Source organism: Mycobacterium sp. 852002-53434_SCH5985345 (assembly GCF_001667155.1).
Lineage (GTDB): Bacteria > Actinomycetota > Actinomycetes > Mycobacteriales > Mycobacteriaceae > Mycobacterium.
Genome location: NZ_LZIE01000032.1, coordinates 1 through 6,671 on the forward strand (window position 1 = coordinate 1; position 6,671 = coordinate 6,671).

Sequence of the window (6,671 nt, forward strand, 5' to 3'; positions counted from 1 at the left end):
TCCAACTCCCGATACGACAACGAACGACCCGCACACCGCACCGCCACCGCCCCCGGCGCACGCACCACCCGCGCCGCGAACAACCCCGGAATCGACGCCGGGGCCCACGGCTGGGACAGCGCCGCGCGGTTGCCGAATTCGTCCAGCCTGCGGTGTTCGTCGGCGTCCAGCGCGTCCGTCGCCGACAGCCGCCGCCCCGGGTCGGTGGTCATGGCCACCAGCACCCGGCGCAGCCGCTCGATCAGCGTCCCGATGGCGTCCGTGTCGAAAACGTCGGTGTCGTATTCGACGCGAAGGCGCAGTTCGTGTCCCGGCTGGGCCTGAATCGTCAGCGGGTAGTGGGTGGATTCCCGGCTGGCGATGTCGGTGATGGACAGCTCCTGGTCACCCGCCAGCGCCGCGGCGTCGATCGGATAGTTCTCGAAGGCGAACAGGGTGTCGAACAGCTTGTCCTGACCGGCGACGCGGTGAATCTCGTTGAGCGCCAAGTGCTGGTGGTCGAGGGTGTGGTTGTAGGCGGCCTGCAGCTGCTCGAGCAGGTCGGCGGCGGTGGTCGTCGGGGTGATGTTCGCCCGCACCGGCACCGTGTTGATCAACAGGCCGACCATCGAGTCCGCACCGGGGACCTCGGCCGGCCTGCCCGAGACGGTGGTGCCGAACGCGACGTCGTGCTTACCGGTCAGCCAGCACAACAGTTGGGCGTAGCCCGCCTGCAGCACCGTGTTGACGGTGGTGTGGCACGAGCGGGCCAGCTCGCCGACGGCCCGGGTGAGGTCGACCGGCAGCCCGAACGTCTGAACGCCTTGCTCCCCCGGCTGGAGCCTGTCCTGGCGACCGACCAAGGCCGGGGCGTCGAAGCCGGCGAACACCTCGCCCCAGGCGGCGCGGGCGGCGTCGCGGTCGCGGGCGGCCAGCCAGCTGACGAAGCCGCGGTAGGGAGCGGCCGCGGGCAGTCGCTGACCGTAGTAGCCGGCGAAGATCTCGCCGAGCAGGATCGGCATCGACCAGCCGTCGAGGACGATGTGGTGGTTGGTCAGCACCAGCCGGTGCCGGTCCGGCGCGGTGCGGATCAAGGCCACCCGGAAGGGCGGCTGGTTGGCGAGGTCGCACACGGCGGCGCGCTCGGCGGCGCAGAGCCGCGCCACCCGCTCCTCGATGTCGGGGTCGCCGTCCAGCTCCAGGTACTGCCAGGCCGCGGCCGGATTGGTGGCGATGACCTGCACCGGCTCGTCGAACTGGTCGAAGAATCGGGCCACCAGGTTCGGATGCCGCTTGACCATCGCGTGCACGGCGTCACGCAGGCGGTCGGGGTCGAGCGGGCCGCTGACCGTGATGTCGAGCTGTCCCGCGTAGAGGTCGCCGGAATCCTGTCCGGCCCCCTGCATGGTGTTGGCGTGGAACAGCAGCCCCTGCTGCACCGGGGTCAGCGGTAGCACATCGGCGATGTGGCATTGCCGCTGCAGCTGGTCGATCTGCTTCTGGCTCAGGCGAGCGGGCGCGACGTCCGACGGTGTCAAACCGCCGCCACTGGAACGCACGTGGGCGCAGATTCCGGCCAGGGCCTCGAACCACAGCCGGCTCAGCCGCGTGACTCGGTCCTCGTCGAGCGTCGACGGCGCCCACGTCCAATTGGCGTGCAGCCGGGGGCCGGCCTCGGAGTCGACGGTGGCCGCGTTGAGCTCCAGCGTGTGCATCAGCGGCATGGGTATCGCCGCGGCCACCGCGGTGACCGACCCCTGCACGGGCCGCCACATCTCCTCGGAGAGCTCAACCGATCCGCCTTGGCGCCCAAGATAATTGAACCCGATCGTCGGGTCGGCACTGTCAAGGTCGGCGTCGGCGTTGAGGTAGCGCAGCAACCCGTAGGTCAGCGAATCCGGAAGGGCGCGCAGTTGCTCCTTGGCGTCCTTGAGCACCGCGCCCAACGCCGGGTCTCCGGAAACGACTTGCGCCCAACGCAATTCACCCGTGGCCAGAGACACCGGGTACTTGGCGGTAAACCACCCCACGGTGTGGGACAGGTCGACGTCGCGGCCCAGGTCCTCGTTGCGGCCGTGGCCCTCCACGTCGATGCCGATCGGCGCCCCGCCGGTGCCCAGGAATTCCGTCACCGCCAGGGCGAACGAGATCAGCAGGATGTCCTGGACGCCGGCGTGGAAAGCCGCCGGCACCTGACCGAGCAGCATGCCGGTGGTCTCGGTATCCAGTTCCACCGAGAGATGCCCGGCGGTGGCGAAGGTGTCCGCCTCGGGCCGCACCGCGGGCAGCGCCGCGGGGGTGGCCGCCACGTGCTGCCAGGTGCCCAGTTGGTCCACCACGTCCGGGTGGCTCGCGCGCTCGGCCAGCTGCGACGCCCACCGGGCGAATGACGTGCCCGTTACCGGTAAGGCCACCGGCTGGCCCAGGCGGTGCTGGGCCCAGGCAATGTTCAAGTCCTCCAACAGGATTCGCCAGGACACTCCATCGACGGCCAAGTGGTGGATGATCACCACCAGCTGGCCGGTGGAGGTGGCCCACAGCGCGCTCAGCATCGCCCCGGCCGCCGGGTTCAACCGCGACCGCGCCTCGATCAGCACGGCGTCGGACAACTCGGCCACGGTACGCAGGCAGTCGCGGGCGTCCACCGAACCGGGCTCCGGCACCGTCAGCGACCATCCGTCGCCGACTCGCAGGCGCAGCATGCCGTGCCGGTCGAGCAATGCCTGCAGCACCACCAGCACATCGGTCTCGCCCACCCCGGCGGGGGCCTGCACCAACATGGTCTGGTTGAACTGGCCGACCGGCCCGCCTGCCCTTTCTACGCTTTGCAGCCAATGCATGATCGGCGTGGCGGTCACCGGCCCCACGCCCTCGTCGGCCACGTCGGCGCCGGCGTCGGCGACCTCGGCCACCCGCGCCAGCCGGGCAACGGTCTGCTCGACGAAGATGTCGCGCGTCCGGCAGATCAGCCCGGCGGCGCGCGCCCGCGTCACCACCTGCATCGACGAGATGCTGTCGCCGCCGAGGTCGAAGAAGGAGTCGTCGACGCCGACGCGGTCGAGCCCCAGCACCTGGGCGTAGATGCCGGCGAGTATCTCCTCGACGGCGTTGTCCGGGGCGCGGTATTGGTCGCCGTCGGAGTACTCCGGTGCGGGCAGCGCGCGGGTGTCGAGCTTGCCGTTGGGCGTGAGCGGGAGCGCGTCGAGCACCACCACGGCGGCGGGGATCATGTACGCCGGCACCCGCTCGGCCAGCGCGGCGCGAACCCCGGCCGGATCGGCCGTCCCGGTGACGTAGGCGACCAGGCGCTTATCACCGGGGCGGTCCTCGCGGGCGATGACCACCGCCTGCTCCACCCCATCCAGCCACGCCAGCGCCGCCCGCACCTCGCCGAGCTCGATGCGATAACCGCGGATCTTGACCTGCTCGTCGGCGCGGCCGAGGTAGTCGAGCTGCCCGTCGGCGCGCCAGCGCACCAGGTCCCCGGTGCGGTACATGCGGGTGCCGGCTCCGCCGAACGGGCAAGCCACGAACCGCGACGCGGTCAGACCCGACCGCTGCCAATATCCGCAGGCCACACCGGCACCGGCCACGTACAGCTCGCCGATCACACCAACGGGCACCGGGCGCAGCCGCCCGTCGAGGACGAACAACGCGCCGCCGGGCACCGGCGACCCGATCGGCACCACGCCTGACTCGACGGATGCCGCCGTCAGGGGCTCGCTGACCGCCGCGTACACCGTGGCCTCGGTCGGGCCGTAGGCGTTGATCATCGCGCGACCCGGTCCCCAGCGGTCGACCAGCTCGGCCGGGCACGCCTCGCCGGCCACCACCAGCGTGGCCGACTCCAGCCCCTCGGGCGACAACATCGCGGCGGCCGACGGGGTCTGGCTCAACACGCTGACCCGTTCGTCCACCAGCAGTGCGTGCAAGTCTTCCGGCGAGCGCGCCACCGACTCGGGCACCACCACCAGCCGCCCGCCGTGCAGGAGCGCGCCGAAGATCTCGTGAACCGAGACGTCGAAGGCCAGTGAATGCCACTGCGACCACACCCCGGCGCGCGGCAGGCCGGTGTCCATGCGCGCCAGCAGTTGGGTCGCGTTCTGGTGGGTGACCGCCACGCCCTTGGGGACACCGGTCGTGCCGGAGGTGTAGATGAGGTAGGCGAGGTCCTCCGGGCCCGGCGCCGTCGGTGCCGTGCCGGGCTGGGCGGCGAGGCCAGGGTCGTTGATGTCGATGACGGGGACGTCGTGACCGATGAGCCGGTCGGCCAGGTCGGCGGTGGTGATGACGGCCATCGGCGCGGCGTCGGAGAGCACGAATCCGATGCGGGACTCCGGCAGCGCCGGGTCGATCGGCAGATAGGCCGCCCCGGACTTGAGCGCCGCCAGGATCGCGACGATCGCCTCCGCCGAACGCGAAAACAGCAGGGCGACAGACTGTCCCGGCCCCGCGCCGCGGCCGGCCAACACGTGCGCCAACCGGTTTGCGGCCTCGCCCAGCTCGCGATAGGTCATGGACCGGCCGGCGCACACCAATGCCACGGCCTCCGGGGTGCGGGCCACCTGCGCGGCGAACAGCGCCGGAATGGACACCGGCGCGGCCACCGGCCGCCCCAGCGCAGCCCGGTTTCCAATCTCGTCGAGGCGGGCATGCTCGGCCTCGTCGAGCAGATCCACCGATGACAACGCCCGGGTGGGGTCGACGGTCATGGCCGTCAACACCCGTTGCAACCGTCCGACGAGCGCCAGGATGCTGCCCGCGTCGTAAACGTCGGTGCGGAATTCCACCGTCCCGCCGATCCCGGCGGGCTCACCGGCCTCGCTCCAGCGCTCGGCCAGCGAGAAGGTCAGGTCCATGCGGGCGGTCTGGGTGTCCACCGGCATCGGCGTGATCTCGACGTCGCCCAGGGCCAGCCCGCCGACGGGGCCACCGCCTTGCCCGGCGAAGTTCTGCCAGGCCAGCATGACCTGCACCAGGGGGTGGTGGGTCAGGCTCCGGGTCGGGTTGAGCCGTTCGACCAGCACCTCGAAGGGCACGTCTTGGTGTTCGTAGGCGGCCAGGCTGCGTTGCCGCACCTGGGACAGCAGGTCGGCGAAGGTGGGGTCGCCGGCCACGTCGACACGCAACACCAGGGTGTTGACGAAGAAGCCGACCAATTCGTCGAGCGCGGGATCGCGCCGGCCGGCGATCGGGAAGCCCACTGCCACATCGGGACTGGCGCTGATTCTGGAGAGCAGCACCGCCAAGGCGGTCTGCACCACCATGAAGCTGGTCGCGTTGTGCCTGCGGGCCACCTCGCCGACTCGCTGCTGAAGCTCGGTGGGCCAATCGATTTCGACGGTGGCGCCGCGCTGATCGGCCACCAGCGGGTAGGGCCGATCGGTGGGCAGCGGCACCCGGTCGGGCATCCCGGCCAGGGCCTCTTCCCAGTAGGCCAGCTGGTCGGCGATGGGACTCTCGTCGTCGTCGAGATCGCCGAACTGGGCGCGCTGCCAGAGCGTGTAATCGATGTATTGCACGGCCAGCGGCGCCCAGCCGGGGGCGTGCCCGGCACACCGGCTCGCATAGGCCATGCCCAGATCGCGGACCAGCGGGGTGATCGACATCCCGTCGGCGGCGATGTGGTGGACCACGGCCACCAAAACGTGCTCGTCCTCGGTGATGCGGAAAAGCTCTGCGCGCAGGGGGATTTCGGCCGCCAGGTCGAAGGTGTAGCGAGCGGTGTCGCCGATGGCCTCGTCGAGTTGGCCGGCGGACCAGCCGCTGGCGTCGACGATCTCCCACCCGAAGTCGGCCTGGTTGACGGGGGTCACCAGCTGCTGGGGCATTCCCTCGGGCGCGGCGATCAGGGTGCGCAGGCTCTCGTGGCGGGCCACCACGTCGCCCAGCGCCGCACCCAGCGCCCCGGCGTCCAGCGGCCCGCTCAGCCGCAGCGCCGCCGCCATGTTGTAAACCGGTGACGGGCCCTGCAATTGGTCGAGGAACCACAAGCGGTTCTGCGCGAAAGACAGCGGCACCACGGCGGGCCGCTCGGCGGCCACCAACGGCTCGAGCCCGCTGGTGCCCTCCCCGATCCGCAGTGCCAGCTGGGCCACGGTGGGCGCCTCGAACACGACCCGCACCGGGAGGCCGACGTTCAGGTTGCTGTTGATCGCGGAGATCAGGCCCATCGCCGAGATGCTGTCGCCGCCGAGTTCGAAGAAGGAGTCGTCGATGCCGACGCGGTCGACGCCGAGGACCTCGGCGTAGATGGTGGCCAGGATTTCTTCGGTGGGGTTTTGCGGGGCGCGGTAAGCGCCGGCGTGGTATTCCGGTGCCGGTAGCGCGCGGGTGTCCAGCTTGCCGTTGGCGGTCAACGGCAACGCCGGAAGGCCCACGATGACCGCGGGCACCATGAACGCCGGCAACCGCTCCGAAAGCCGCGCCCGCAGCTGCGCCGCATCGGCGGTCCCGGTGACATAACCGACCAACCGCTTATCCCCGGGGCGATCCTCACGGGCGATCACCACCGCCTGCCCCACCCCATCCAAAGCACCCAGTGCGGCCTGGATTTCACCCAACTCGATGCGATAACCGCGGATCTTGACCTGCTCATCGGCCCGACCCAGATAGCGCAGCTGACCGTCAGTACCCCAGCACGCCAGGTCCCCGGTCCGATACATCCGCTGCCCGGGCCCGCCGAACGGACA

General features: G+C 70.7%; 1 protein-coding gene. It reads right to left on the reverse strand.

Features of this window, described 5'->3' with window-relative positions; all coding sequences use genetic code 11:
* A partial coding sequence (locus tag A5756_RS07120; protein ID WP_156659303.1) for a non-ribosomal peptide synthetase occupies positions 1 to 6,671 on the reverse strand: 6,671 nt, incomplete at both ends.